Below are 26662 nucleotides of genomic sequence, written 5' to 3' on the forward strand. Positions count from 1 at the left end.
TGGGGTGCGATCAATCCGCAAGGGTTTTCGCTCGTTCGCGCAGCGCGAATTTCTGGATCTTACCGGTTGAGGTTTTGGGCAGGTCTTCGAAGACAACGCGCTTTGGAGTTTTGAACCCGGCCAGATGTTCGCGGCTGAATTTGATCAGCTCTGCTTCGGTCGCCTTGGCGCCAGAACGCAATTCAACAAAGGCACAGGGCACTTCGCCCCACTTTTCGTCTGGTTTGGCAACCACGGCGCAAAGTTCGACAGCGGGGTGGTGCATCAAGGCCCCCTCGACTTCGACAGAGCTGACATTTTCGCCGCCGGAAATGATGATGTCTTTGGCGCGGTCGGTGATCTTGATGTAGCCGTCTGGGTGCTGAAACGCGATGTCGCCCGAGTGGAACCAGCCGTCTTTGAAGACCTCGGCAGTCGCAGCCGGGTTTTTATAGTAGCCTTTCATCACAATATTGCCGCGCATCATGATTTCACCGACGGTTTCGCCATCGTGGGGAACGTGGTTCATGTGCTCGTCCATGACGGTCGCGCCCTCCAGCACGGGCATGGCCACACCGGTGCGGGCTTTGATTTCGGCCCGTTCGGCCGGTTCCACACCGTTCCAAAGGTCGTCCTGCCAGGTGCATTCGGTGGCGGGGCCATATACTTCGGTCAATCCGTAGACCTGCGTGACGTTGAAACCCAGAGGCTCGATCTTGGCCAGGGTTGCTGCCGGGGGCGGCGCGCCAGCAGTGAACACCTGCACGATATGGTCAAACGGCAAGCGTTCTTCTTCGGTGGTGTTGACGATGGCGTTCAGGACGATTGGCGCGCCGCCAAAATGCGTGGCGCCATCTACTGAGATCGCATGGTAGATATTGTTGGCTGTCACATCGCGACAGCAGATGACCGTGCCCGCGACGGCCGGGATCATCCACGTGTGCGTCCAGCCATTGCAATGGAACAGGGGCACGATCGTCAAATACCGCGGGTGACGCTGCATATTCCAGGACATCATATTGCCGATCGCCGCCAGATAGGCGCCCCGGTGATGATAAACGACTCCCTTTGGGCGCCCGGTGGTGCCCGAGGTGTAATTGATGGCGATGCTTTCCCATTCATCCTCGGGCTGGATCCAGTCGAAACCGGTGTCACCTTCGGCCAGGAATTCCTCGTATTCGGGGTGACGGCCATCGGGCTGAAATCCGGCTTCGCGGTCAGCGACTTCGATAATCAGAGGGACATCGTGGGCGTCCATGCGGGCAATGGCGGCTTCGGCGATGGGCAGCAAAGAGTTGTCGACAAGAACCACGCGCGCCCCGGCATGTTCAAAGATGTACTGGACGGTTTCGACCTCTAGCCGGGTGTTGATCGTGTTCAAAACCGCGCCACAGGCTGGCACAGCCCAAGTGGCCTCGACCTGAGCGGTGATGTTGGGCAACAGCGTGGCAACCACATCCCCCGGACGCACGCCGCGCTTGGCAAGCGCCGAAGCCAGCTGCGTGACGCGGGCCAGCATCTGCGCATAGGTGAACGACCGGGACCGGTCGAGCAAAGCTTCGCGATGCGGATAGATGCCTGCGGCACGTTTCAGGAATGAAAGCGGCGACAACGCAACATGGTTTGCCGCACATTTTTCCAAACCGGTTTCATCGACCAGCCATCCCATAGCCATTCCTCCCCAAATGTCTATGGGACCAAAGTTTGGCGTGTTGCACGCGGAATGAAAAGGGGGCTATTGAGCGTTTCTTTCAAAAGATAGAGTGCGATCATGATTATCTCTCATGGTCGGCGTTACATATTTGTTCATATTCCCAAAACTGGCGGGACCTCTTTAGCGCTTGCGCTGGAAGATCGCGCCAAAGCAGATGACATTCTTATTGGTGATACGCCCAAGGCAAAGCGCCGAAAGCGTCGATTGAAAGACGTTCAGACGGCAGGCAGATTGTGGAAGCACTCTACCCTGAGCGACATAATTGGGCTGGTCTCGACCGAAGAGCTTGATCAGCTGTTTGTGTTCACCCTTGTGCGCAACCCTTGGGATCGGATGGTCAGTTACTATCACTGGCTGCAAGTCCAAAGCTTTAGTCATCCGTCGGTCAAACTGGCGCAAAGCCTGCCCTTTGAAGAATTCCTAAATCACCCCCAGACGCGGGCGGCGTTCGCGGCGGAAAGCTATGGCCAATATGTGCAAGGGCCAGATGGGCAAGAGCACTGTAACCTCTTTATAAAACTGGAAGATTTTTCTGCAGATGCAAAACCCCTTGAAGCGCACCTTGGGTTTGCTCTGACCTTACCCAAGGTCAATCAATCGGACCGCAAGCGGGATTACCGCAGGTACTACTCTGACGAATCGGCGCGCGTGGTTTACCAGCTGTGCGAGTCCGACATCACGCGGTTTGGCTATCGCTTCGACAACACGCCCTGATTGTCCCGACAGGGGAAACTCTGGCGGCGGTTTGCCGGAATTGTCCACTTTCGCCTCCTCAATGCCACATTTCAGACGGATTTGCGCCGAATTGACGACCCTTCGCCACGTTTCATTAACCTTAAAGCAACCGCAACAAGATCAGCGGTGTAAATGGACGAAGGGAATGCGGCGATGTTTATGAGTTGGAAGTCCACCCGTGGCCGGTCTACTGCGCGGATGTCAGAGTCGACAACCGGCGCATGGGACGCTGGTGTTTCTGCACAGCAGAACCGTTACCGCTATGGAGCACCAATCGGCCTTGCCGTGGGCACCCAGGTGGCAACCAATCGCGGATGGTGCGCCGTAGAAAATCTCTGCCCCGGAGATATGGTTTTAACCTTCGATGCCGGGCTGCAACCGATCACCGAGCTGCGCCGCAGTGTATTGGACGATGCGCACAATATCGGCGCGCGCACGGATTGGCCGCTTTGGGTGCCTGCTGGCGCGCTGGGTAACGAGGCAGAGTTCACCTTGATGCCGCATCAAACGGTCATGGTAGAGTCCGATCTGGCCGAGGAATACAGTGGTGATCCCTTTGCGTTGATCCCAGCCAGCGCCTTGGAAGGTCGGCTGGGCATTGCGCGCCGCGCGCCGCAGATGGAACAAGAGGTCATCACCCTGCATTTTGAACAAGAACAAGTGGTTTTCGTGAACGGGTCGGCATTGGTGTTGTGTCCGGCGGCGCTTGGCGGTGATATGACGCGCTCGGGAAGCTATGAGGTTTTGGATATCTTACAGGCTCAGGCAATTGTGCAGGATCTAGAGCCTCGCCCGGCTGAACGCCCCGCGCCACAGGCGGTGCATTAAGCCAATCTCGAATCCACGGCTAAGTAAAACGCGGCTCAAGGGCCGCGTTTTGCCGTTGGAATGGCTAAATTCAAGGCAACAGTGCCGCATTTCTGCGCACGAGATACCGTCGCGCCCTTGTTTTGACGATGTAGAAGCCCCGGTGCGTGGGGCCGGGGCCGATATGTCATATGCTATGACCCACTAAGACATGGGAGGTCCACCCGGGGGCAGCTGCCCTCGACAGCCACAGGAGCAATCCCATGTGCATCCCACCCGAGGCTTTGGCCCTTTTCCTGAACATCATCAGCGCAACCCCTGTCACATCCGAGCCGGGCATGATCACAGTGCACGCCGATGCCTATGACACCGTTTGGGTGGCGCGCGAAGGCCAATGGTGCACGGCGGAAACCGCCGCCGAGGGCTGGGCCCGCCGCTATGCGATGGCCCCCGCCGTTCAGCACTAATCAGGCTGCAGCTTCGGCCTCTGGGCCAAAGCGGTCATAAAAGCTTTCGCCATTGTCGGCCATTTCGCGCAGCAGGGCAGGGGCGGTGAACCGCGCACCGTGCCTTGCGGTCAGGTCGTCACAGATCTGCACCGCGCGCGCTGCGCCGATGATGTCGAGCCAGCTGAACGGCCCGCCAGACCATGGCGCAAAGCCCCAGCCCAGGATCGCGCCGACATCGCCTTCGCGAATGTCTTCCAGCACGCCTTCTTCCAGCGCGCGCACGGCTTCAAGCACTTGGCTGAAAAGCAACCGGTGCTGGACTTCGGTCAGCTCGGGTTGATCCTTGGTCAGCGGCCAGTTTTCGGCCAACCCGCCCCACAGCCCGGTGCGTTTGCCACGCTCATCATAGCTGTAGAACCCAGCGCTGGATTTGCGACCCAGTCGTTCTTCATCGAACAGCTTAAAGATCACCTCATCCGCGCCATCGTCATAGGCGTCGCCCATGGCCTGTTTGGTGGCTTTGGCGATTTTGACCCCCAGATCAATCGAGGTTTCATCGGTCAGCTGAAGCGGACCCAAAGGCATGCCAACCAGCTTGGCGGCGTTCTCGATCAGCGGTGCGGCGATCCCCTCGGCGACCATGCGGATGCCTTCGTTCAGATAGGGGATGATGCAGCGATTGGCATAGAAGAACCGCGCATCGTTCACCACGATTGGCGTTTTACGGATCTGGCGGACGTAATCCAGAGCTTTGGCCACGGCGACATCGCCAGTTTCTTTGCCCTTGATGATCTCAACCAGCATCATCTTTTCCACCGGGCTAAAGAAGTGGATGCCGATATACTGTTCGGGCCGTTTGCTGGCCTTGGCCAGTTCGGTGATCGGTAGGGTCGAAGTATTGGTGGCAAAGATGCAGTCATCGCCGGTGACGGCTTCGACTTTGGCGGTGACCTCGGCCTTGATGGCGGGGTCCTCAAAAACAGCTTCGATGATCAGATCACAGCCTTCAAGGGCGGCGTAATCGGTGGTGGCGGTGATCAGGTTCAGCACCTGCTCTTTCTTTTCCGCCGTCGCTTTGCCGCGCTTGATGCCCTTATCCATGTAGGTTTCGGTATAGGCTTTGCCGCGGTCAGCGGCCTCTTGCGCTTGGTCGATCAGCACAACCTCGATGCCCGCCATGGCCGACACCAGCGTGATGCCCGCGCCCATCATGCCCGCGCCCAAAACGCCAACTTTGCGCACGGTCTGGTCGTCGACTTTGGGGCGGTTCGCGCCTTTTTCCAAGGCCTCTTTGTTGATGAACAAAGACCGGATCATCGCGCTGGACGAAGGGTTCATCAGCACATTGGTGAACCAGCGCGCCTCGATCGTGGTGGCGGTGTCAAAGGGCACCAGCGCGCCCTCGTAGACAGCCGAAAGCAGCGCTTTGGCGGCGGGGTAAACGCCTTTGGTCTTGCCGTTGATCATGGCCGAAGCCCCGACAAAAGTCATGAAACCCGCCGGATGATAAGGTGCGCCGCCGGGGAATTTATACCCCTTCTGGTCCCAAGGTTTAACGATATCGGCATCCTTGGCGTTCAAGACCCAGTCGCGGGCTGTGGTCAGCAGATCGTCGGGGGCGACGACCTCGTCTATCACGCCCATGTTCTTGGCACCTTTGGGCGCGTTCAACTTGCCCTCCAACAACAGGGGGGCAGCGGCCATCGCACCAAGCTTGCGGCTAAGGCGGGTGGTGCCACCCGCACCCGGGAAGATGCCCACCATGATCTCGGGCAGGCCGATTTTGGCTTTCGGATTGTCGGCCGCAAAGATACGGTGACAGGCCAGCGGAATTTCCAGCCCGATGCCAAGCGCGGTACCGGGCAGGGCCGCGACAATCGGTTTGCCGCCTTTGTTGGTTTTGGGGTCCATGCCTGCACGTTCGATCTTGCGCAACAACGCGTGCATAGCCATCACACCGTCAAACAGACCCTTGGCGGGGTTGTCGCCCGCGCTTTCTTTCATCTTGGCGATGATGTTCAGGTCCATCCCGCCTGCGAAATCTTTTTTGCCCGAGGTCAGCACGGCACCTTTCACAGCGTCGTCGGCAAGCACCTTGTCAATGCAGGATTCCAGCTCGGCCAATCCCTCCAGCGACATCACGTTCATCGACTTTCCGGGCACGTCCCAGGTGATGATGGCGACGCCGTCGGCGTCCACTTCGTAGGTGAAATCTTTCATGAGTCCTCTCCCAACTCGGCGGTCGAAAGAGCCGAGCCATCCTTGCGGGTGAACGCGGCGCCATCTGGCCCCATCTTCACCATCATGTTGATATCGCTGTAAAATGCGGTCTCTGTTTCGGTACGGGTGCCCACGACCAAAAAGGCGGCAGGGGCCTGCGTTTTGTTGATGAAATGGTGGCCGTTTTCGTCGCCCGCCGGGAAGGCGGCGCAATCGCCGACCTGCATTTCATGTTCGCCGTTGTCGTCGACCAAGGTGCAGGTGCCTTGGGTGACCATGACGAACTCGTCCTGTTCCATGTGGTAATGGCGCAAGGAAGACAGCGCGCCGGGTTCCAGCATCACCAGATTGGCGCCGAACTGGGTCAATCCTCCGGCATCGCCCAGCCGCAAAGACGACCGTCCCGTCATCTCATCGGCCAGCTTCCCGGGATAGATCGACCCAGATTTGACGGGGCATGTGCTTTTGTCGATCAATGGCATCAGACGCGCTCGATGATTGTGGCGGCGCCCATGCCCGAGGCAATGCACAGCGTCGCCAGCCCGGTGCCTTTGCCGGTGCGTTCCAGCTCGTCCAGCAGGGTACCGATGATAATCGCGCCGGTGGCACCCAGCGGGTGGCCCATGGCGATCGAGCCGCCGTTGACGTTCACCCGGTCGCTGTCCACGTCAAACGCCTGCATGAAGCGCAGCACCACCGAAGCAAAAGCCTCGTTCACCTCAAACAGATCAATGTCGGAAATCGACATGCCGCTGTCGGCCAGGATCTTTTCGGTCACGGGCACGGGGCCGGTGAGCATGATCGTCGGGTCAGTGCCGATCTTGGCGGTGGCGCGGATACGGGCGCGGGGTTTCAGCCCGTGGGCCTCGCCAAACTCCTTGTTGCCGATCAGCACGCCCGCCGCGCCATCCACGATGCCCGAGGAGTTGCCGGCGTGGTGGATATGCTCAATGCGCTCCAGATGCGGGTATTTCATCAGCGCGATCTTGTCAAAACCGGGCATGGCCTCGCCCATGTCTTTGAACGCCGGTTTCAGGGCACCCAGCGACTGCATATCGGTGCCCGGACGCATGTATTCGTCATGATCCAGAATAGGCAGACCATTGATATCCCGCACCGTGATGATCGATTTATCAAAGCGCTTGTCTTCCCACGCTTCTGCCGCACGGCGCTGGCTTTCGGCGGCCAGTGCGTCAGCGTCATCACGGGTGAACCCATATTCGGTCGCGATGATATCGGCCGAGATCCCCTGCGGTACAAAGTAGCTTTCCATGGCAAGGCTGGGATCGACGGCAATTGCGGCCCCATCACTGCCCATGGCCACACGGCCCATCATCTCAACGCCGCCCGCGATATAGGCGCTTCCCGCACCGCCTTGCACCTGGTTGGCGGCAAGGTTGACAGCTTCCATGCCGCTGGCACAAAACCGGTTGATCGCGAGGCCCGGAATGGATTGGTCCAGCTTGGACGCCAAAACCGCCGAACGCGCCAGACAGCCGCCCTGTTCACCGACCTGGGTGACGTTGCCCCAGATTACGTCCTCGACCGCATGGCCGTTCAGATCGTTACGGTCGGCGAGCGCGTCCAGAACCTGCGCGGACAGGCGCAGCGAGGTCACCTCGTGCAATGATCCGTCCTTGCGGCCTTTGCCCCGGGGGGTGCGGATGGTGTCATAGATATAGGCTTCGGTCATCTTTGCCTCACTCATTTACAGGCCACGGTCGGCAGGCGAGCCGGGCATCAGATCATAGGGATGTTTCCAGCCGGGCAGGGCTTGAATGTTGGACAGCCACCGGTCGATGTTGGGCCACTGGGCGCGGTCAAAACCGAAGGGTTCTTCGTAAAACAAGTAGCCACAGCATGTCAGATCGGCATTGCTTACGCTGTCGCCAACGATCCAGTCGCGCCCTTCAAGATGCTTGTTCAGGATGTCATACGACCCCGCCAGACGGCCTTGCAGAAACGCGATCACTTCATCGGAGCGTTTGTTCTCGGGCAGGAAGTTCATCATGAACCGGCAGATGCCTGCAAAGGACGACAGTTTGTGGTTGTCCCAAATCTGCCAGCGCAGGATTTCGCGTGCCTCGGCTTTGTCTTTACCGTCGAACTTGCCAGACTTTTCAGAGATATAGTCCTGAAGGATCGCTGATTGGGTGAGCTTGACATCGCCATCGACCAAAACCGGCGCCTCGCCCATTTCGTTGACGTTTTCGCGGTATTGGGGGGTGCGGGTTTCGCCGTTGAAGAAGTCGATATAGACCGGCTCCCAGTCCAGTCCCGACAGCTCCAGCGCCAGCGCGGCTTTGTAGGAATGGCCGCTTTCCCCGAAGCAATACAGTTGAATGGTCATGCGCGTCTCCTCGTGCGCTAAATCAGCGTTTGCGGGCCTCCAGCTCGGCGTTGAACAGCCTAAGCCGGTGGGTCAAATTCGTGTGGTCTGTCACGCTGTCGAAGTTTTCGAACAGGAATGACAGGGCTTCTCCTTCGTCCAGGCCGGCCTCTTGTGCGAAGCGTCGCAGACGGCGATAGCCATCCTCGGACATCGCGATCGGAAAGCGGCGGGTCAGGCGCAGGCGTTTGGGCATTCTCGTCTCCTTAAAGGGTGGGGCAGGGTGCCCCACCACCAAGGTTAGAAGCTTGCGGCCTCTAGCGCCATCACAGTGTCGGCACCGGTTTCGATACGCGCCAGATGCAGCCCCGTGGCGGGCAGTTGCCGCGCCATGTAGTAGCGCCCTGTGGCCAGCTTGGTTTCATAGAAAGCCGCGTCCGAGGCGCCGTCTGCCAGCGCATCAAGCGAGGCCTTGGCCATTTGTGCCCACATCAGACCCAGACAGACATGGCCCATCATGTGCATGAAATCATACGAACCGGCCAAAGCATGGTTGGGGTTCTTCATACCGTTTTGCATGAAGAACATGCCGGCGGCTTGCAGGTCTTTCGACGCCTTTTTCAGAGGGGCAATGAATTCTTCCATCCCGTCTGCGTCGCCGTTTTCTTTGCAGAAGGCTTTAACCATCTCAAAAAAGGCCATCACGTGCTTGCCGCCGTCTGCGCCAAGTTTACGGCCTACCAGATCAAGCGCCTGAACGCCGTTCGCGCCTTCATAAATCTGGGTGATACGGGCATCACGAGCGAACTGTGACATGCCCCATTCTTCGATATATCCGTGGCCGCCATAGACTTGCTGGGCATTCACGGTGCATTCAAACCCGCGATCCGTCATGAAGCCTTTGATGACAGGCGTCAGCAGAGAGATCAGCCCATCCGCGTCGGCATCCTGCCCGCGATGCGCCTTGTCGATCATCATCGCGCCCCACATCAAAAAGGCGCGCGCACCTTCGATAAAACTCTTTTGATCCATCAGGTTGCGGCGGATGTCGGGGTGAACGATCAACGGGTCAGCCGGGCCATCGGGGTTTTTCGCACCGGTTACGTCACGCCCTTGCAGGCGGTCATTGGCATAGAGCACGGCGTTCTGATAAGCGGCTTCAGCCTGCGCCAACCCCTGCATCCCGACGCCCAGACGGGCCTCGTTCATCATGGTGAACATGGCGCGCATGCCTTTGTGTTCAGTGCCCAGCAGGTATCCCTCGGCCGCGTCGTAATCCATCACACAGGTGGAATTTCCGTGGATGCCCATCTTTTCTTCGATCTTGCCGACCGAAACACCGTTGCGGGCGCCGACATTGCCATCGTCGTCGACCAGAAACTTCGGCACGATGAACAGTGAAACACCCTTGATGCCCTCGGGCCCGCCGGGGATTTTGGCCAGCACCAGATGCACGACGTTGTCCGACATGTCGTGGTCGCCTGCCGAGATGAAAATCTTCTGCCCTGTCACCTTATAGCTGCCGTCGCCCTGCGGCTCGGCTTTGGTGCGCATCAGGCCCAGATCGGTGCCGCAATGCGGTTCAGTCAGGTTCATGGTGCCGGTCCATTCGCAGGACACCATCTTGGGCAACCACTTTTGCTTCTGGTCTTCTGTCCCATGCGCCAGAATGGCCGAAGCCGCACCGTGGGTCAGACCCTGATACATGGTAAAGGCCTGGTTGGCAGCGCTGAACATCTCGCCCACTGCGGTGCCCATCAGATAGGGCATGTTTTGACCGCCATATTCTTCGGGCAGGTCAAGGCCGGTCCAGCCGCCAGCTTTCATCTGCTCGAACGCATCCTTAAAGCCGGTCGGGGTGCGCACCACGCCGTTTTCATAGGTGCACCCTTCGGTATCGCCTACGGTGTTCAGGGGCATCAGCAGTTCAGAAGAAATCTTGCCTGCTTCCTCGAGGATTGCCGAGGTGAAATCCGACTCCAGCTCTTCATAGCCGGGAATGTCCGATTGGCTGATTTTAAGCAGATCATGCAGTACAAACTGCATATCCTTGGTGGGGGCGGTATAAGCCGGCATTCTTCTCTCCCTTGGTCGTATCAAACGTAGAGGTCTCAGCCTCTCGTTCGTTATTTTTTGAGCGCTGACAGGCGGTCCTCTACCCAGTTGATCTGGCTTCTGAGGTCCTCAATCGCGTCATCCAGCGCTTCGCGTTGTTGTTCCAGCTCATTCAGGTGTTTGCCTGCTGCATCCAGCGTGCGGTTTAGCTGTGTTTCCTGCTGATCGCCGATGTCATAAAGATCCAGCAGCTGGCGAATCTCCTCCAGGCTGAAGCCAAACCGTTTGCCGCGCAAAATCAGCTTGAGCCGGGCGCGGTCGCGTTTGGTGAACAATCGTTTCTGCCCTTCCCGGATCGGGAAAAGCAGTTCTTTGGACTCATAAAACCGCAAGGTGCGTGGCGTTACATCGAACGCATCGCACATTTCGCGAATGGTCATCTGATCCTGTGTCATCGTACTCGCCTTCCTGTCCCCGAACGGTGGGGAGCCTGCCCATTTATATCGGGCGGACAACGAGAGGCTACAACGAAAGTTTACGTGCGCGTAAACAGAACGTCACGTCATATCGCAAACACGGCTATTTGATTGCGCGGGGCCTAGCCATTTTCGGTCTGCCAATTTATTCAGCACGACCTGTGCTTTTGTTAGGAAGATCAATACGCCAATGACGGTTTATATTTTTGGTGGTTCCAATACCGCGATGAAAAACGGCTGGGCGACCTCGTTCGCGCAACAGGTGATGCGCCGGGTTCCGGTTCAAAATCTTGCCCTTGGTGCCACCAATTCGATCAATGCTCTGACCCGGTTGATGGAAGATGTCATCCTGAAAAAAGACGATGTGGTCATCTGGTCGAATGCGACGAACGATGCTTTTTGTCTGAGCAGCCGCCCCTATGACGAAGCCCGTATGTTGGAAGCGGTGGAACGTATGATCCAGATCACGCGCGCCGCCGGAGCGCGGTTTCTTCCGGTATTGATCGACACGTTTCCTCAACATCTGATGGTTCAGCAAGAGGAGTTCGCCAGCAGAATTCTTCACATGTGTAGCCACTATCAGTTGGAGGTTGTGAACCTTCCGCAGGCCTATGCCGCCGAGACAGGCACGATGCAGGCGCGCGCCGAATACTTTATTGATGGGCTGCACATGACGGCAGGCGGAGAGCTGTCAGAATATGTGGCCGAGCTGACCGAAGGCCTGTGGCGGCGCGGTGGAAATTATCCGGCGGACGTCCCGACGCTTTGGGTGCCCGACGGGGTCGAGATGGAGGTGTTTAGCGCCTTTGATCAACCAGACATGTCCCAGCATTTTGAAAGCTTGTTGATTGCCAAAGAAACATGGCTGCCGCCGGTGACGGCGACACCTGTGCGGCGTCAGGGGATGACCACTGAAATTCAGGCGATCACGATTTTGGCCGATCCGGTGCATGGCCGGTTCAACATGGATTCGGGGGAACAATCGTTGACGGTTTCAGCGATTCACAACTTCGGCTTCACCGGCAATCCTTTGATCGTGATGGTCACGCCAAGGTTGATGATCCCCGGGGGCATGTTCCTGCCCGATGATGCAAGCGCCATCAGGTTTTCATGGGATGACACGCACCATCCGGTGCCCACCGACATGTATTTGAAACCTGCGCAGGACAGACCGGCAACCGGTGAAAGCAGTGCGCGCGTGGTGTCTTTGCTTTTGCGTCACATGCCCGAGTCGTCAGTTGAGCACTAGGTTCAGGTAACGCTGTCAGGTATCAAGGCCACTGGCGACCTGATCCCGCAAACTGGTCAAATCCTCGATGGCTTCGTCCAGATCCTGACGCTGCTTGATAAGGTCTTCGAGCTTTTCATCCGCCATAACAATCCAGGCGCGGTTCTGTTCGTCCGTGCCTTTTTCTTCATACAGAAGCAGCCACTGACGAATCTCTTCCAGACTGAAACCAAAGCGCCGGCCGCGCAAGATCAGGGTCATGCGCGCGGTTTCGCGGGGGGTATAAAAGCGAGACCGCCCTTCTTTCTCGGGGCTCAGAAGCTCGATGTACTCATAATAGCGCAACGTGCGCGGCGTTACTTCGAACTTGTCGCACATCTCTTTGAAGGTAAGACGTTCGGCGGACATGGTTCTCCCCAGACTTCGTGTCGGCTAAACGGTAGACTGTTCACCGCCTGATTGTAAATCAGTTCATGAAGCCCGGCGCAAAGAAATAGAACCCATAGGCAACCAGAAGGGCGGGCAAGGCGGAATAGAGTGTCGCCAGAACAGCCACTTTAGGGTTCAAAGCGATTGCCGGGAACAAGGCATCGCCGTCGTTCGAGATCGCGTTCCCCATCAGCGCAGCAAACGGGACCGCACCATTGATGTAAAGTGTAGTCACCAGAACCTGCGGACCACATCCCGGAACAAAGCCGATCACAATCGCGATGAGCGGCAGCAAGGGGGCGATGGTTTTGAACCATGTCTCAATGTCCAGCCCGGCGAACACAGCGGCATAGTCATAGGCCAGATAGGCGACGATCACCCAGATGGAGATAAAGCTGGTTTCTTCTGCCATTCGGGTTAGCGGTGAATCTTTGGCGTGGGTCATTGCCTGAAGCGGCGAGGTGGCCCAGACGAACAGCCCGATCGCCGTTCCAGCCAAAGCAATCCACAGGACCGGGATACCAAAGACTGCACCGATTTCTATTTGTGCCAACTGTGCCGCGCCCACAACAAGGCCCGGAGCGGCGGGGATCAAATAGGCGATGTCGCGCAGGCGCAGCTTCCCGATACGTGGGGCAAGCTCGCACTCGGTATTGGCGTTCATGGACGGGTCAACGGCGTTGAACCGGTCACACAGCCATCCGGTGATGATACCTGCCGCAAGGGAAAGCGGTAATACAACAAGTGCAGCATCAGGGCGGGTGGCGATCAGCAGAAACGCCGCATCGCCCATAGTTGCCGTCAGGGCCGCGACCACCGCGCCAAACCGAACATTGCCCGAACTATAGGCCGCAACCACGACCACCGCGCCACCACATCCGGGTGTCGCCCCAAGGACCGCTGCCAAGGGCACTTGCAGCCCTTTGGCTTTGTGCAATGTCTGGCCCAGATCATAGTTGAACACCCGTTCAGACCCATAAAACAAAAGCAATGTCGCGGCGACAAAAACGCTGACCTGCACATAGGCATCGGTCAGCAGCTCACGCGTCAATGTACCCAGCTCTCCGGGAAAGAGCGCAAGCGCGACCAAGACTGCAGCGACCAGCAGCCTTTTGGGGCGCAGGGCGCCAAGGGACCGCAAGGTGGCAGCCGGCTGCGCCGCGTCGGTCACGTCTGTGTTCGAGGGCATCGTTTCCTGGGTCATCTTGGCTTAGCCTAAATTGCGAATAATTCTCAATAGCAAGAAATAACACTTGATGCTGCAAGTGCAACCCCCAATAAACTTAAGAAGGAGGTCTGGATGGACAACACCAAGATCAAAATGGCCCGTCAATTCATAGAGGCTATTCCTCATGCGCAGGCACTGTCGATGCGTCTGGACGAGCTTGAAGAAGGCGTTGCCCAGATCTCTATGCCCTATGATGAAAAATTGGTCGGCGATCCCGAAACCGGCGTTATTCATGGCGGTGCGGTGTCCGTTTTGATGGATACCTGCGGTGGCGCAGCGGTGATGTCGCATCCGGGCGCGGGTGCAGGCACGGCGACCATTGATTTGCGGATCGACTATATGCGCCCGGCAACGCCGGGGCAGCGCATCAGCGCGCGGGCTGAATGCTATCACATGACCCGTTCTGTCGCTTTTGTGCGCGCGGTCGCGACCGATGAAGACACGGCACGGCCTGTCGCATCGGCCTCGGGCGCGTTTACTGTTGAACGTCTGCCCGGAAAGAAACCATGAGCCGCCCCCGCCCCGAACCTATGCAAGTCGTCAAACAACGCCGAGATGCAGCGCTGGCCGCTTTGGTGCACGGGGTGCCCTATATCAATTTTCTGGGCATCGAATTTGATCGTCGCGGGGACGAATTGACAGCGATCCTACCTTACGATGACAAGCTTATCGGCAACCCCATGTTGCCCGCGCTGCATGGAGGGGTCACCTCGGCCTTTCTGGAGGTCACTGCGATCATCGGGCTAAGCTGGGCGATCATGTGGGACAAAATGGAAAGCGGTGCGTTAGACCCGATCTCATTGGGCCCTGAGAACCTGCCACGGCTGCCCAAAACCATCGACTTTACCGTGGATTTCCTGCGTTCAGGTCTGCCGCGCGATGCCTATGCGCGGGCCCGGGTGAACCGTTCGGGGCGGCGCTATGCCTCGGTTCATGTTGAAGGTTGGCAAGACCAAAGGGATCGCCTGTTTGCCCAGGCAACAGGTCATTTCCTGATGCCAGAGAATGGCGGCTGACAGATGCCTGCAGGCGATGTGACTCATGCCCGCGTTCTGCGGCTTGCGCTTCCGATTGTGTTGTCTAATGCGACCATTCCCATTTTGGGCGCAGTAGATACCGGCGTGGTCGGGCAGTTGGGGCGGGCGGCTCCGATTGGCGCGGTGGGCATTGGCGCAATCATCCTGTCGTCTATCTACTGGATCTTCGGGTTTTTGCGCATGGGTACCACTGGCATGGTGGCACAAGCCAAAGGCGCAGGGGATACCGCCGAAACGGGCGCCTTGCTGATGCGCGGGTTGCTATTTGGCGCGACAGGTGGGGTGGTTTTGGTGGCCCTGCAACTGGTGCTGTTTTGGGGCGCCTTCGCCTTGGCGCCCGCGTCCGAGCAGGTCGAAGGCCTGGCGCGCGATTATCTGGCCATCCGCATTTGGGGCGCACCGGCTGCGATCGGCATCTATGCTATCACCGGCTGGCTGATCGGAATGGAACGCACCCGCGGTGTGTTGGGGTTGCAGCTATGGATGAATGGCCTGAACATCGCGCTGGATCTGTGGTTCGTGCTGGGCCTTGGTTGGGGCGTCGAGGGCGTGGCAACTGCCACGCTGATCGCCGAATACACTGGTGCCGCGCTGGGCCTGTATTTGTGCCGCGCCGCATTTTCCGGGGCGCAATGGCGTGACTGGGGGCGGGTGTTCAACCCGGAACGTCTTAAACGCATGCTGGCAGTCAACGCTGACATTATGGTGCGTTCTGTGCTGCTGACGGCAGCTTTCACCACCTTTCTATTTCTGGGTGCCGATCTTGGGGACGTCACGCTGGCGGCCAATCAAGTGCTATTGCAGTTCCTAGAGATCACCGCCTTTGCGATGGACGGCTTCGCCTTTTCTGCCGAGGCTTTGGTTGGCGCTGCCATGGGCGCGCGTGACCGCGCAAGCCTGCGCCGGGCGGCCGTGATCTCGGCCCAGTGGGGGTTGGGCGGCGCCGTGCTGTTGGGGGCGGTCTTTTGGCTGTTCGGCGGTGCTATTATCGACTTGATGGCCACCGCCCCCGATGTCCGAGAAGCGGCGCGGCAGTATTTACCGTGGCTGGTGGCCGGACCGGTTTTGGGTGTTGCTGCCTGGATGCTGGATGGCGTCTATATCGGCGCAACTTGGACGCGCGAGATGCGCATAGCGGCGATGCAATCCAGCGCAGTTTATGTGCTTGCATTGGTCATCCTGGTGCCATGGTGGGGGAACCACGGGCTCTGGATGGCATTGATGGTGTTGAATGTTACACGCGCTTTGACCCTGGGTGCCAAATACCACCGCATGGAGCATTCGGTGGCGTAACTTCTTTGGCCTCAGAGAATTTCCAACACGGCTTCGGGAGGGCGGCCGATCCGGGCTTTGCCATTGGCAAAAACGATGGGCCGTTCGATCAGGCGCGAAAAGGTAGCCATGGCCGCCAGCACAGTTTCGTCATCGCTGTCACGTGACAGTCCGGCATGTTTGAACTCGGCCTCTTTCGTGCGGCACATCTGCAGGGCTGAAACCCCAAGTGCGGCCTGCGCAGCGCGCAATTCGTCCACGCTGGGCGCATCGTCCAGATAGCGCCTCTCGATCGGGGCATGGCCGTGTTCCTGCAACAAGGCCAAAGTCTGCCGCGATTTGGAACAGCGCGGGTTGTGCCAGATGGTGATCATAGCCAATCCTCCCGACCGGTGGCGACGGCGTCGGCTACATTTGCGAAACCGTCGCGTTCCAGCAAGGCCTCAAGGCCCTGCGCCACGCGCGGCACCAGCGACAGGCCCTCATAGACCATCGCCGAGTAGATCTGCACCGCAGACGCACCGGCGCGGATCTTGGCATAGGCTTGCGCCGCCGAACCCACCCCTCCGACGCCAATCAGCGGAATGCGCCCATCGGTCAGCTTGGAAAGCTGCGCCAAAACCCGGGTGGATTTCTCGAACAAGGGCGCGCCGGACAGGCCGCCGGCTTGGTCTTTATGCGCGCTTGTCAGCCCGGTGCGGTCCAGTGTGGTGTTGGTGGCAATCACCGCGTCCAAGCCGCTTTCCAGCGCGACTTCGGCGATTTCGGCCAGTTCGGCATCGTTCAGATCGGGGGCAATTTTCAGGAAGACGGGGATGGGTTTCGTCAGCGCGGCACGCGCCTCCATCACCCCTGCCAGCAGCGCCGATAGCGCCTCTTTGCCTTGAAGATCGCGCAGTTTTTCGGTGTTGGGCGACGAAACGTTCACCGTGGCGAAATCCAGATGCCCGCCGCAATGGGCCAGCACCTTGGCGAAATCTGCGGCGCGGTCGTCGCTGTCTTTGTTGGCACCCAGGTTCAGGCCCAGAACCATGTTCTGTGGGCGCTGAGCCAGACGGCTGCCAATCGCCTGCATTCCGTCATTGTTAAAGCCAAACCGATTGATCACGGCCTTATCGTCAGTCAGACGAAACAGGCGTGGGCGCGGATTGCCCGGTTGCGGCCGCGGCGTGGCTGCCCCGACTTCGACAAAGCCGAAGCCAGCCTGTGCCAGAGGTTTCAGCGCCACAGCGTTCTTGTCATAGCCCGCTGCCAGCCCCACGGGGTTGGCCAGCTTTAGTCCGGCGATTTCAGTCGCCAGACGGCGCGAGGTGATCGGACCCGGCAGTGGTGCTAGCCCGCAATTCAGCGCTGTAAGTGACATCGCATGGGCGCGTTCGGGATCGAATTTATGCAGCAGGGCAAGGCCCAGACGCTCAGACAGGTTCATAGAACACCTTCGGGAAAGATATGACCGCTGGCCCCAAGTGGCAGGGATTTATCCCAGACGACCTCGTCCAGCTTGAGCGGCCGATACAGATGCGGAAACAAAGCCCCCCCGCGCGAGGGTTCCCATTTCAGCGCGTCGCCAAGGGCACCATCATCAAACGCCACCAGCACAAGATCGCTGATCTCAGCGAAATGCTTGGCGGCGGTCTCGACCACCTGAGCAGCGGTCGAGAAATGGATAAACCCGTCCTCCAGATCGACTGGCGCGCCCAAGGTGGTGCCTTGGGTCTGAAAGTCCTGCCATTCGGACCGGCGGAAGATTTTGAAAATCAGCATGGCTTCCGAATGCCAGTGCTGCGCGGCCGGGTCAATGGGCTGTCGCTGTCTTACAGCCAGCGACCCAGGTGTTTGTAGATTGAAGGGATGATCACAAAGACCATCGCTACGACGATAATCGGGACCATGATCAGCGTACGTTGCCAGACCGACCAGTCGGTCGTTAGTGGCGCGAGTGCATAGATCACACCAGTGACCAGCGGGTAGACGAAGATAAAGACGAAAAGACTAAACCGAATACGGTTGGGGCGCGGGGCAGACATGTGATAATCCTTAACAAGACGAAGCGTTCCGTTATATGTGAACGATCCGTTCTGATATGAAAAGGAGATGTTCTGTGCCCAGTGACACAGACAGGTGTGCACAGCCGCAAAGACGCTCCATCGGGGCGCGTCGCAATCCCGAGACCGAAGCCGCGATCCTGACCGCTGCGCAGGAGCTGGTCGAAGAAAAAGGTCTGCGCGGGCTGACGATGGAGGCCGTGGCCAAACGCGCAAGGGCCGGGAAGGCGACCCTGTACAAATGGTGGCCCAGCCGCGGGGCGTTGCTGGTGGCGTTGTATCATGCGTCGAAGGGGGAACACCGCCATACCGATCTGGGCAGCTTGCCTGAAACCATCGCCGGTTTTTATTCTTATGTCTTTGGGTTTTGGCAAACACCAGCGGGCCGACTTTTCCCCCTGATCATCGCAGAGGCCCAATCAAACGAGGATGTCGCCGATGCTTTGCAAGATTATCGTCAGGAACGTCTGGCGGATCTGACTGCGCTGGTGTCCCGCGCCCAAGCGCGGGGCGAACTCGTGGCTGATACCGACTCCGAGGCGCTGGCGGATCTGATTATGGCCAATGCGTGGATGCATCTGATGACGGGGCGGATTGCGGTTACGGACCCTGCGAAGCTGGCCCATGATGTTTTGCGCGGCTGGTGCCTGCCAGATGGATCATCTGCCTGACTTAAATGCATCGCGATTTTAGTTTCGGCCAGAATTGGCTCATGCCGCTGCGTCAACTTTGACTCATTGGTCAATTGCGCCCACGCTTTGGTCATAAAAATGATACATCCAACCGGGAGTTTCCTCATGTTTACGCGTCTGCTTGCGGCTTCGACCGCGGCGCTTGCTTTGAATGCCGGTGCTGCGCTTGCCGATTACTCACTGACTGTCCTGCACACGAACGATTTCCACGCGCGATTTGAGCCGATTTCAAAGTACAACTCAGGCTGCCGCGAAGGGGATAATGCCGAAGGCAAGTGCTTTGGTGGTTCGGCCCGGTTGGTCACGGCGGTGGAGAGTGCCAAAGCGCGCACCAACAACCACATTCTGGTGGATGGCGGCGATCAGTTTCAGGGCACGCTTTTTTACACCTATTACAAGGGTAAAGTCGCGGCCGAGATGATGAACAAGATGGGCTATGACGCGATGACCGTGGGCAACCATGAATTCGACGATGGCCCCGAAGTCTTGCGCGGCTTTATGGATGCGGTGGATTTTCCGGTATTGATGTCCAATGCGGAATTCATGGATGAGCCTTTTCTGGCCGACAAGCTGCTGAAATCCACGATCATCGAGCGTGGCGGAGAAAAGCTGGGCCTGATCGGGCTGACACCAGAAGACACGCATGAAATTTCCAACCCGGGCAAGCATGTCGAATTCACGGACCCAACCGAAGCGGTGCAGGCAGAGGTCGACAAGCTGACTGCCATGGGGGTGAACAAGATCATCCTGCTGTCCCATTCGGGCTACAACATCGACAAAGAAGTCGCTGCCAACACCACCGGCGTTGATGTGATCGTGGGCGGACATACGAATACATTGCTGTCCAACACCTCGGATCGGGCCGAGGGGCCGTACCCGACGATGGTGGGCGATACGGCGATTGTGCATGCCTATGCCTATGGCAAGTTTCTGGGCGAACTTAACGTGACCTTCGACGACGACGGGGTTGTGACGGCGGCCGTGGGTGAGCCTTTGATCATGGATGCGGCCGTGACCGAAGACGCTGATACAGTGGATCGGATTGCCGAACTGGCCGTGCCGCTGGATGAAATCCGCAACAAGGTCGTGGCCGAAGCCGCGGCCAACATCGAAGGCAACCGCGATATCTGCCGTCATCAAGAATGTGCGATGGGCAATCTTGTGGCCGACGCCATGCTGGACCGGGTGCGCGATCAGGGCATCCAGATCGCCTTTCAAAACAGCGGCGGGGTAAGGGCCAGCATCGAGGCCGGTCCGGTGACGATGGGGCAGGTCTACTCTGTGCTGCCGTTCCAAAACACCCTGTCGACCTTTCAGGTGACCGGGGCGGTTCTGAAGGATGCGCTTGAAAACGGGATGCGTCAGTATGATGACCCCGAAAAGGACGGGCGTTTTCCGCAGGTCTCGGGGCTGAAATACAGCATTGATGCTGCCAAACCCTTTGGCGAGCGGATCTCGGCCATGATGGTGATGGAAGGTGAAACCTGGGTGCCGGTCGAACCGGAAAAGGTTTACGGAGTGGTTTCAAACGACTTTGTCCGCAATGGTGGCGATGGCTATGGCATGTTCGAAACCGAGGCGATGAATGTCTATGACTTTGGCCCCGATTTGGCCGAGGTCATGGTGGAATACATGGCTGCGCAGGGGGCCTATGAACCTTACACCGACGGTCGGATCGCGCAGTAACTGTCGTGACAAGATTGTGCCCTGTCCGCGATGATGCGGGCAGGGCTTTTCTTTTGGCAGAACGCCGGGCACTCTGCCCCCATGGACCACCCGCTGATTGACCTGATCAATGCCCGCATCAAGCAGGCCGAGGCAGACGGCGCCTTCGACAATCTCGAAGGGGCGGGCAAGCCTTTGCCGCGCGTTGATGATCCGGACGCCGAGATGATGAACCGCATTCTGCGGGAAAACGGGGCGGCGCCGGAATATGTATCGCTATCGCGCGAACTGTCGCGGTTGCGGGATGAACTTGCCGAGACCGGTGACCGCACCCGTCGCCGTGAGATCATGAAAGAAATGTCGCTGATGGATGCCAAGATCGAAATGGCGAAGCGGGATTTCAAACGTTAGAAACCTGAAAAAGGGAGGGATGATGAGCGTGGGGGAGAACACGCTCATCAAGCAGGGGCGCGTTCACGCAGTAAACATCCCCTGATACTGATCGCGCAAAATATTCTTTTGCACTTTGCCCATGGTGTTCCGAGGCAATTCGTTCAACACCACCAATTCTTTGGGATGCTTGAACCGCGCCAGAGATTGGCGCACCGCCTCCATCATCGCTTCGGTGTCCGGCGTTGCGCCGTTCTCGGGAATGATCACCCCCAAAACAGTCTCGCCGAAGTCTGGGTGGGGCACGCCGATGACCGCGCTTTCCAGAACGCCGGGCTGGTCGTCCAGCACCAGCTCGATTTCCTTGGGATAAATGTTGTAGCCGCCCGATATGATCAGGTCTTTGTTGCGGCCAACGATATGCACGTAGCCATCTTCATCAATTCGCCCCAGATCACCGGTGATAAAGAACCCGTCTTCACGCAGCTCGGCGGCGGTTTTTTCGGGCATTTTCCAATAGCCTTTGAAGACATTGGGACCGCGCACCTCAATCTGGCCGACCTCGCCATCTGGCAGGGCGTTGCCCGTTTCCGGGTCGGTGACTTTCAGGTCTACGCCCGGCAGCGGGAAGCCAACCGTCCCCGCGCGGCGTTCGCCTTCGTAGGGGTTTGAGGTGTTCATGTTGGTTTCGGTCATTCCATAGCGTTCAAGAATGCGATGGCCGGTGCGCTGTTCGAACTGCACATGGGTTTCAGCCAGAAGCGGGGCCGATCCTGACACGAACAGGCGCATATGCATGGTTAGATCCTTGGTGAACCGATCATCTCCCAAAAGGCGGGTGTAGAATGTCGGCACCCCCATCAAAACACTGGCTCTGGGCATCTGAGCAATAACCGCGTCCACGTCGAATTTAGGCATAAAGATCATACAACTACCTGCCGCGAGCGTGATATTCGTAGCGACGAACAGCCCGTGCGTGTGAAAGATCGGCAATGCATGGATCAACACGTCATCTTCAGAAAAGCGCCATTCTTGCACAAGGGTCTGGGCGTTGGACAAAAGGTTGTCCTGTGTCAGCATGGCCCCCTTTGAGCGACCCGTGGTGCCCGAGGTATAGAGGAACGCGGCCAAATCGTCCTTGCTGCGCTCAACAGTGGCAAAGCTGGACGGCATCGCCTGGGCCTGTGCCATCAGGGTGCCACTCCCATCTGCGTTCAGCGTTTCGGCCTGCACCCCAAGATCGGCAGCAAGCTTGGACAGCGCCTCTTCGCTTTGGCCATCGCAAACGATCAGGGCGGCGCCACTGTTTTCAATGAAATAACTGAGCTCGTCGACCGTATAGGCCGTGTTCAGGGGTAAGAACACCAAACCAGCCTGCGCACAGGCGGCATAGAGCGCCAGAGACTGTGGGGATTTTTCGACTTGTACGGCCACGCGGTCGCCCGGCTGCAGCCCGATCTGAACCATCACATTGGCGATCTGTGCAGCCATCGAAAGGAAGTCCTGATGTGTCACCGTCTGCCCATTAAGCAGGTGCAGGAAAGGTGTGGATTTGCCGGCATGAATGCCGAACAGACCATCATAGAGGGGGTTCGCCATGGGGTTACCTTTCTTCGGTCTTGGGAAGTGCAACGGGGCCGGCCAGCGCCTGAACCTCGGCTGTCGCAACGACTTCGCGCGTGTTAGCAAAATTTTCGTGGTTTTGGGCGACCCGGGGCAGGTCGTAAAGATAGTTCACCATGGTGCCGCCCGATTGCGCGCGCCCTTTATCGGACACATCCGCATCAGCATGCACGGCGTGCACAATCGCGCCATTACCCAGATGGAACCGTGCGACCGGGTCAAACGGAAGCCCGCCACGCGACTTGGCATTCAGCAGGTAATGCGCTGCAAGCGCCTGCATGGTATCTGGTTCTTCCGGGTTCCAGCTTAGGCCGGTCTGGTGCAACCATTTGGTCAGGCCCGGGATAGGCGACAAGGTGACAAAGGTGGTCAGGTTTGACAGCTCTGCCGCCAGATCCGAGGCCACTTGCTTGATCAGAGAGTTCCCGAAAGAGATGCTGGCCAGCCCGGCCTGACAATTCGAGATCGAGTAAAACGCTGCCGTGTCGGCCTCATCGGCGGGCAGGGCGGCGCGGTCCTGGGCCAGAAGCGCCTGCACTGAGCCGGGGATGCCTTTGGTCAGGGCAACCTCGACAAAGATCAGCGGTTCATCCGGCATCGAGGGGTGAAAGAACGCAAAACAGCGGCGATCTGTCGGTTCCAGCCGGCGGCGCAGATCATCCCAGCTGTCGATGGCATGGACGGCTTCATAGGCGATGATCTTTTCCAGAATATGCGCCGGGCTTTCCCAACTGATCGGGCGCAGCACCAGAAAGCCGCGGTTGAACCAGCTGGCAAACAGATGCCGAAAGTCCAGGTCCAGCGCCTGTAGCTCGGGCTGGTCGCCGCCCAGACGCAGCAGATCAGCGCGCATTTTGACCAGTTTGTCGGTTGCACCGGGCACCCGGTTCAGGCGGCGGATCAATTCCTGACGCGCCGGTTCGACGGCGCTGGCAAAAGCGCGATAGCTGGATTTGGACGGGTTGCGTTCGTATTCGTCAAGCGACGAGCGCACCGTTTCAGGATCGATGTTCATGGACGAGGCAAGGACCTGAAAGAAGTCCAGCTTGTCGGCGTCTTCCAGCAGGTCGTAGCGGCACAGGATTTCCCGCGCCAGCGCAAGGCCCGATGTCTCGCCCGCCGAGCCAACCAGCGCCATGGCCAGTTCGGTCAGCGGGCGGCCATCCTCGGCCGTCTCCGGTGTCTGGCGGCGGTGACGCCGTTCGAACACCGTGTTCAGAAGATCGGCAAGCAGGGTCATACGGCTGCTCCCATCACCGCATCGGGCAACCATGTCGCCAGACCTGGGAACAGGCAGAGCAGGATAATCGCGATCACCATGCAGGCCACAAAGGGCAAGGACCCCGTGAGGATGGTTTTCAGCGAGATGTCTGGGGCAATGCCGTTGATCACATAGAGGTTCAGACCAACAGGCGGAGAGATCAACCCGATCTCCATGTTGATGGTCAGAACGACGGCGAACCAGATCGGGTCAAACCCTGCGGTGGTGATGATCGGCAACAGGATCGGCGCTGCCATCAGGATCACCGCGACGGGGGGCAGGAAGAACCCGGCGATCAGTAGGAAGATGTTGACCGCGCCCATCAGCACCCAGCGGTTCACGTCCAGCGTGCCGATCCACTCGGCGATCGACTGGGTGATGAACAGCGAGCTGAGCATATACGAGAACACCCCGGCGGCAGCGATGATGAACAGGATCATCACCGACTCTTTGGTGCTGTCGCGCAGCACGTGCCAGATTGCACGGGGATGCCACAGTTTGTAGATCACCATTGCGATCAGCAGGCACAACAGGGCCCCCACTGCGGCGGTTTCCGATGGCGTCGCAACGCCGCCGTACATGGCGTAGAGAACCCCCAGAATGATCGCCAGAAAGGGCAGGACGCGGGGCAGAATCTCAAACCGTTCCGCCCATGTGTAACTGCCCGACCCCAGCCGCGTGGCATCGCCCGACTTCCAGGTGGAATACAGCGACCATGCCATGAAAAGCCCTACCAGCAGTAACCCGGGGATCACACCGGCCAGAAACAGACGGCCAATCGAGGTTTCGGTGGCGATGCCGTAAACGATCATGGTGACCGACGGCGGGATCAGAATGCCCAAAGTGCCGCCCGCCGCGATGGAGCCTGCGGCCACCCCATCTGGATAGCCGCGTTTACGCATCTCGGGGATGCCCATCTTGCCAATGGCGGCACAGGTGGCCGGGCTTGAGCCCGACATGGCAGCAAACAGCGCGCAGGCGCCAAGGTTTGACACGACCAGCCCACCGGGCACTTTGGTCAGCCAGCGTTCCAGCGCCTCATAAAGGTCAGCGCCTGCACGGGTCGAGGCAATCGAGGCCCCCATGATGATGAACATCGGGATCGACAGCAGCGCGAAATTGTCCAGCTTGCCAAAGAAGATCTCGGGCATCAGCTCAAGCGAGCGGGGACCGTCAAAGATAATCAGGAATCCGGCAGAAACGATCAGCAGGCCAATGGCTACTGACACGCCCGAGAACAGTACAAGGATGGTGGCAATTGCCACGATCCCACCAAGCAAAAGCGGGTCCATCAGACGTCCTCCAGCCCAAAGGGTTTATCAACTCCGGTCAGCACAGCGACCAGATCTGCGATCAGTTGCAAAAGCAGCAGGCCAAAGCCCACCGGGATTGCCAGATAGGGAATCCACAAACGCACGCCCCAGACGGTGTCCGAACGCCAGCCGCGATCCCAGGCGAAATGCCAGTATTCATAGCCGTACCAAAGCATGATCGAGACAATGGTGATGGATAAAATCGAGGTCAGGATCGCCATAAAGAAGCGCGCGCGTTTGGGCAGTGAGATCGGGATAAGATCAACGTTCACATGCCCGCGCAGGCGTTGCACATAGGGCAGGCCCACAAGCGTGGCAGCGATAACCAGATAGATCACGGCTTCGGTTTGCCAGACGGTCGAGCCATTCAACACGAAACGCACAACGATCATCTGACAGGTGATCGCCACGGCGGCCATGATCATCCCGGCAGAACACCAGCCCGCGAAAGTGGACGCCGCCGCAACCGCGCGAAGAAAGGGGTTTTTCCCAGTATGGGAAGCAACGGCAGAGCTTTGGCCAGCCATTTGCGCCTCCTTGAATTTTATAGGTGAGTGGGGCGGTGGCGGGCGACCTTGGCCGCCCGCCAGACAGCTTATTCGACGGCCAGTGCCAGATCGAGCAGATCCTGCCCGTCTTTCACTTCTTCGACGAATTTTTTGTACGAGGTTTCCATCGCCAGCGCGCGCCAGGCTTCGAAATCTTCGGCCGACATTTCAGCGATTTCCACACCGGCTTCTTTGAAGACCTCAGCCGACGCAGCATCCTGTTTCTTGGCTTCTTCCAGATAGTAAGCCTCGGCCTTTTCGGCACCGGCCAGAAGCGCGGCTTGTTGCGCGTCGTTCAGCCCATCAAAGGTACTCTTGTTCATCAGCAGAGGCTGATACATGAACCACAGCGCAACATCGCCCGCCGGGGTGTAGCAGCTGACCTGTTCATAGATGCGATAGCTGACGAAGGACGAAGACGAGGTATTGGCAGCCTGAAGCACGCCGGTTTGCATCGCGTTATAGATTTCTGAAGATGCCATCGAGGCAATCGACGCATCCGCGCCCGCCAGCATCTGTTCAAACGACTTGCCCGCGGCGCGGGTTTGCAGGCCAGCCACATCTTCGGGCTTGGTTATGCACTTGTCTTTGCCCGCGAAACCACCAGCCAGATAGCCATGCACCAGCACCATCACATCATCATCGGCCATCTTGGCCTCAAGCGCTTCCATGAAAGGCGATGCGGCCAGACGGGCTGCGTGATCGTGGTTCTTCACCAGACCGGGCATTAGTGTCAGGTTATAAGCGGGCTGTTGGCCTCCGGCATATGACAGCGGCAGAACCGTCATATCCAACTGTCCGCGGCTGAGCGGCTTGTATTGTTCCCGCGGCTTGAAGAGCGACTTCGAGCCAAAAATTTTGATCTCCAGGTCTACGTCTGCGGCTGCGACCTCATCCGCGACGATCTGGGCAACCTGATGGCGAATGTCCTTGTTCGACCACTGGTGCGACAGGCGCAGTTCAGCACCAGACGCGATCGAACCGGCAGACACCAGAGCGACAGCGGCAACGGCGGTTTTTAGCATGGATTTCATAGTTTCCTCCCAACGAATCCGACCCGGTAGTTTCCGGGGGCGTTCTCAGCATAGGCAAGCTTTGTATTTTTAGTCAATAATCTTGTATACAAAAATAGTCTTCTTGAATTTAACATGTGAAAGAAATAGTAAA

29 protein-coding genes are annotated in these 26662 nt (G+C 58.3%); 10 read left to right on the plus strand and 19 right to left on the minus strand.

All coding sequences use genetic code 11. The features are described from left to right. Positions 1-10: 10 nt before the first annotated feature. A complete protein-coding gene (locus tag ATO10_RS09445) occupies positions 11-1648 on the minus strand; it encodes an AMP-binding protein (RefSeq protein WP_035250850.1) in 1638 nt (545 codons plus the stop codon). Positions 1649-1750: 102 nt separating this feature from the next. Here ATO10_RS09445 and ATO10_RS09450 point away from each other — a divergent pair, with 102 nt between their 5' ends. From ATO10_RS09450 to ATO10_RS09460, 3 genes are all read left to right on the plus strand, one after another. After that, entirely contained in the window at positions 1751-2407 is a 657-nt protein-coding gene (locus tag ATO10_RS09450; protein ID WP_035250851.1) for a sulfotransferase family 2 domain-containing protein, read from the plus strand. Positions 2408-2587: 180 nt separating this feature from the next. Next, positions 2588-3256 carry a Hint domain-containing protein gene (locus ATO10_RS09455; RefSeq protein WP_162174093.1) on the plus strand — a complete coding sequence of 223 codons (669 nt, stop codon included), beginning with the start codon at positions 2588-2590 and terminating at the stop codon, positions 3254-3256. Positions 3257-3498: 242 nt separating this feature from the next. Beyond that, entirely contained in the window at positions 3499-3702 is a 204-nt protein-coding gene (locus tag ATO10_RS09460) for a hypothetical protein (RefSeq protein WP_081806485.1), read from the plus strand. On the opposite strand, the gene ATO10_RS09465 is transcribed toward ATO10_RS09460, so the two are convergent. The 7 genes from ATO10_RS09465 to ATO10_RS09495 are packed head-to-tail and all read right to left on the minus strand — an operon-like array spanning position 3703 to position 10743. After that, positions 3703-5904 carry a 3-hydroxyacyl-CoA dehydrogenase NAD-binding domain-containing protein gene (locus ATO10_RS09465; RefSeq protein ID WP_035250852.1) on the minus strand — a complete coding sequence of 734 codons (2202 nt, stop codon included), beginning with the start codon at positions 5902-5904 and terminating at the stop codon, positions 3703-3705. It abuts the gene before it with no gap. Then, positions 5901-6386 carry a cupin domain-containing protein gene (locus tag ATO10_RS09470; RefSeq protein WP_035250854.1) on the minus strand — a complete coding sequence of 162 codons (486 nt, stop codon included), beginning with the start codon at positions 6384-6386 and terminating at the stop codon, positions 5901-5903. The genes ATO10_RS09465 and ATO10_RS09470 overlap by 4 nt, the downstream gene beginning before the upstream one ends. Next, positions 6386-7597: an acetyl-CoA C-acetyltransferase gene (locus ATO10_RS09475; RefSeq protein ID WP_035250856.1), complete on the minus strand. Its 1212-nt coding sequence runs from the start codon at positions 7595-7597 to the stop codon at positions 6386-6388. The genes ATO10_RS09470 and ATO10_RS09475 overlap by 1 nt, the downstream gene beginning before the upstream one ends. 15 nt (positions 7598-7612) lie before the next feature. Beyond that, positions 7613-8254 carry a glutathione S-transferase family protein gene (locus ATO10_RS09480; protein WP_035250859.1) on the minus strand — a complete coding sequence of 214 codons (642 nt, stop codon included), beginning with the start codon at positions 8252-8254 and terminating at the stop codon, positions 7613-7615. 22 nt (positions 8255-8276) lie between these two features. Beyond that, positions 8277-8489, minus strand: coding sequence for a hypothetical protein (locus tag ATO10_RS09485; protein ID WP_035250861.1), 213 nt, complete (start codon positions 8487-8489; stop codon positions 8277-8279). A 44-nt stretch (positions 8490-8533) separates the two neighbouring features. Further along, complete coding sequence (locus ATO10_RS09490) at positions 8534-10309, minus strand: acyl-CoA dehydrogenase C-terminal domain-containing protein (protein WP_035250862.1); 1776 nt, start codon at positions 10307-10309, stop codon at positions 8534-8536. A gap of 50 nt (positions 10310-10359) precedes the next feature. Next, positions 10360-10743 (minus strand): MerR family transcriptional regulator, encoded by a 384-nt coding sequence (locus ATO10_RS09495; protein WP_035250864.1) that lies wholly within the window; start codon positions 10741-10743, stop codon positions 10360-10362. A 211-nt stretch (positions 10744-10954) separates the two neighbouring features. On the opposite strand from ATO10_RS09495, the gene ATO10_RS09500 reads away from it, so the two are divergent. Beyond that, positions 10955-12013: an SGNH/GDSL hydrolase family protein gene (locus tag ATO10_RS09500; protein WP_035250866.1), complete on the plus strand. Its 1059-nt coding sequence runs from the start codon at positions 10955-10957 to the stop codon at positions 12011-12013. 15 nt (positions 12014-12028) lie between these two features. Here the strand turns inward: ATO10_RS09500 and ATO10_RS09505 are convergent, their stop codons facing one another. After that, complete coding sequence (locus ATO10_RS09505) at positions 12029-12400, minus strand: MerR family transcriptional regulator (protein WP_035250867.1); 372 nt, start codon at positions 12398-12400, stop codon at positions 12029-12031. Between the two features lie 58 nt (positions 12401-12458). Continuing rightward, positions 12459-13625, minus strand: a complete 1167-nt coding sequence (locus tag ATO10_RS09510) for a putative manganese transporter (protein WP_238323447.1) — start codon at positions 13623-13625, stop codon at positions 12459-12461. Positions 13626-13721: 96 nt separating this feature from the next. Between ATO10_RS09510 and ATO10_RS09515 the strand changes: the two genes are divergently transcribed. From ATO10_RS09515 to ATO10_RS09525, 3 genes are read left to right on the plus strand one after another with little or no spacing between them, the layout of a single operon-like run. After that, positions 13722-14159, plus strand: a complete 438-nt coding sequence (locus ATO10_RS09515; protein WP_035250868.1) for a PaaI family thioesterase — start codon at positions 13722-13724, stop codon at positions 14157-14159. Then, positions 14156-14665: a PaaI family thioesterase gene (locus tag ATO10_RS09520; RefSeq protein ID WP_035250870.1), complete on the plus strand. Its 510-nt coding sequence runs from the start codon at positions 14156-14158 to the stop codon at positions 14663-14665. Before ATO10_RS09515 ends, ATO10_RS09520 begins: the two co-directional genes overlap by 4 nt. A gap of 3 nt (positions 14666-14668) precedes the next feature. After that, positions 14669-15979: an MATE family efflux transporter gene (locus tag ATO10_RS09525; protein WP_035250871.1), complete on the plus strand. Its 1311-nt coding sequence runs from the start codon at positions 14669-14671 to the stop codon at positions 15977-15979. Between the two features lie 11 nt (positions 15980-15990). Here the strand turns inward: ATO10_RS09525 and arsC are convergent, their stop codons facing one another. From arsC to ATO10_RS09545, 4 genes are read right to left on the minus strand one after another with little or no spacing between them, the layout of a single operon-like run. Beyond that, on the minus strand, positions 15991-16332 hold the full coding sequence (gene arsC / locus ATO10_RS09530; protein WP_035250873.1) for an arsenate reductase (glutaredoxin): 342 nt from the start codon (positions 16330-16332) through the stop codon (positions 15991-15993). Next, on the minus strand, positions 16329-17387 hold the full coding sequence (locus ATO10_RS09535; protein WP_035250875.1) for a quinone-dependent dihydroorotate dehydrogenase: 1059 nt from the start codon (positions 17385-17387) through the stop codon (positions 16329-16331). Before ATO10_RS09535 ends, arsC begins: the two co-directional genes overlap by 4 nt. Continuing rightward, entirely contained in the window at positions 17384-17722 is a 339-nt protein-coding gene (locus tag ATO10_RS09540) for a DUF952 domain-containing protein (RefSeq protein WP_035250876.1), read from the minus strand. The genes ATO10_RS09535 and ATO10_RS09540 overlap by 4 nt, the downstream gene beginning before the upstream one ends. Before the next feature lie 50 nt (positions 17723-17772). Continuing rightward, positions 17773-17985 (minus strand): putative antibiotic biosynthesis monooxygenase, encoded by a 213-nt coding sequence (locus ATO10_RS09545; protein ID WP_035250878.1) that lies wholly within the window; start codon positions 17983-17985, stop codon positions 17773-17775. Between the two features lie 74 nt (positions 17986-18059). On the opposite strand from ATO10_RS09545, the gene ATO10_RS09550 reads away from it, so the two are divergent. The 3 genes from ATO10_RS09550 to ATO10_RS09560 all read left to right on the plus strand — a co-directional run bounded on the left by ATO10_RS09550 (position 18060) and on the right by ATO10_RS09560 (position 20771). Continuing rightward, positions 18060-18674: a TetR/AcrR family transcriptional regulator gene (locus ATO10_RS09550; RefSeq protein WP_035250879.1), complete on the plus strand. Its 615-nt coding sequence runs from the start codon at positions 18060-18062 to the stop codon at positions 18672-18674. Between the two features lie 126 nt (positions 18675-18800). Then, positions 18801-20381, plus strand: coding sequence for a bifunctional metallophosphatase/5'-nucleotidase (locus ATO10_RS09555; RefSeq protein WP_035250882.1), 1581 nt, complete (start codon positions 18801-18803; stop codon positions 20379-20381). An 81-nt stretch (positions 20382-20462) separates the two neighbouring features. Beyond that, on the plus strand, positions 20463-20771 hold the full coding sequence (locus ATO10_RS09560) for a DnaJ family domain-containing protein (protein WP_035251049.1): 309 nt from the start codon (positions 20463-20465) through the stop codon (positions 20769-20771). 63 nt (positions 20772-20834) lie between these two features. On the opposite strand, the gene ATO10_RS09565 is transcribed toward ATO10_RS09560, so the two are convergent. The 5 genes from ATO10_RS09565 to dctP form a co-directional block, all read right to left on the minus strand. Continuing rightward, positions 20835-22349, minus strand: coding sequence for a malonate--CoA ligase (locus ATO10_RS09565; RefSeq protein WP_035250884.1), 1515 nt, complete (start codon positions 22347-22349; stop codon positions 20835-20837). A gap of 4 nt (positions 22350-22353) precedes the next feature. Beyond that, positions 22354-23613 carry a malonyl-CoA decarboxylase gene (locus tag ATO10_RS09570; protein ID WP_035250885.1) on the minus strand — a complete coding sequence of 420 codons (1260 nt, stop codon included), beginning with the start codon at positions 23611-23613 and terminating at the stop codon, positions 22354-22356. Further along, positions 23610-24926 carry a TRAP transporter large permease gene (locus tag ATO10_RS09575; protein WP_035250887.1) on the minus strand — a complete coding sequence of 439 codons (1317 nt, stop codon included), beginning with the start codon at positions 24924-24926 and terminating at the stop codon, positions 23610-23612. Before ATO10_RS09575 ends, ATO10_RS09570 begins: the two co-directional genes overlap by 4 nt. Further along, positions 24926-25474, minus strand: coding sequence for a TRAP transporter small permease (locus ATO10_RS09580; protein WP_035250888.1), 549 nt, complete (start codon positions 25472-25474; stop codon positions 24926-24928). The genes ATO10_RS09575 and ATO10_RS09580 overlap by 1 nt, the downstream gene beginning before the upstream one ends. A 68-nt stretch (positions 25475-25542) precedes the next feature. Beyond that, complete coding sequence (dctP, locus tag ATO10_RS09585) at positions 25543-26529, minus strand: TRAP transporter substrate-binding protein DctP (RefSeq protein WP_035250890.1); 987 nt, start codon at positions 26527-26529, stop codon at positions 25543-25545. Positions 26530-26662 lie beyond the last annotated feature (133 nt).

Source organism: Actibacterium atlanticum (assembly GCF_000671395.1).
Taxonomy (GTDB): domain Bacteria; phylum Pseudomonadota; class Alphaproteobacteria; order Rhodobacterales; family Rhodobacteraceae; genus Actibacterium_D; species Actibacterium_D atlanticum.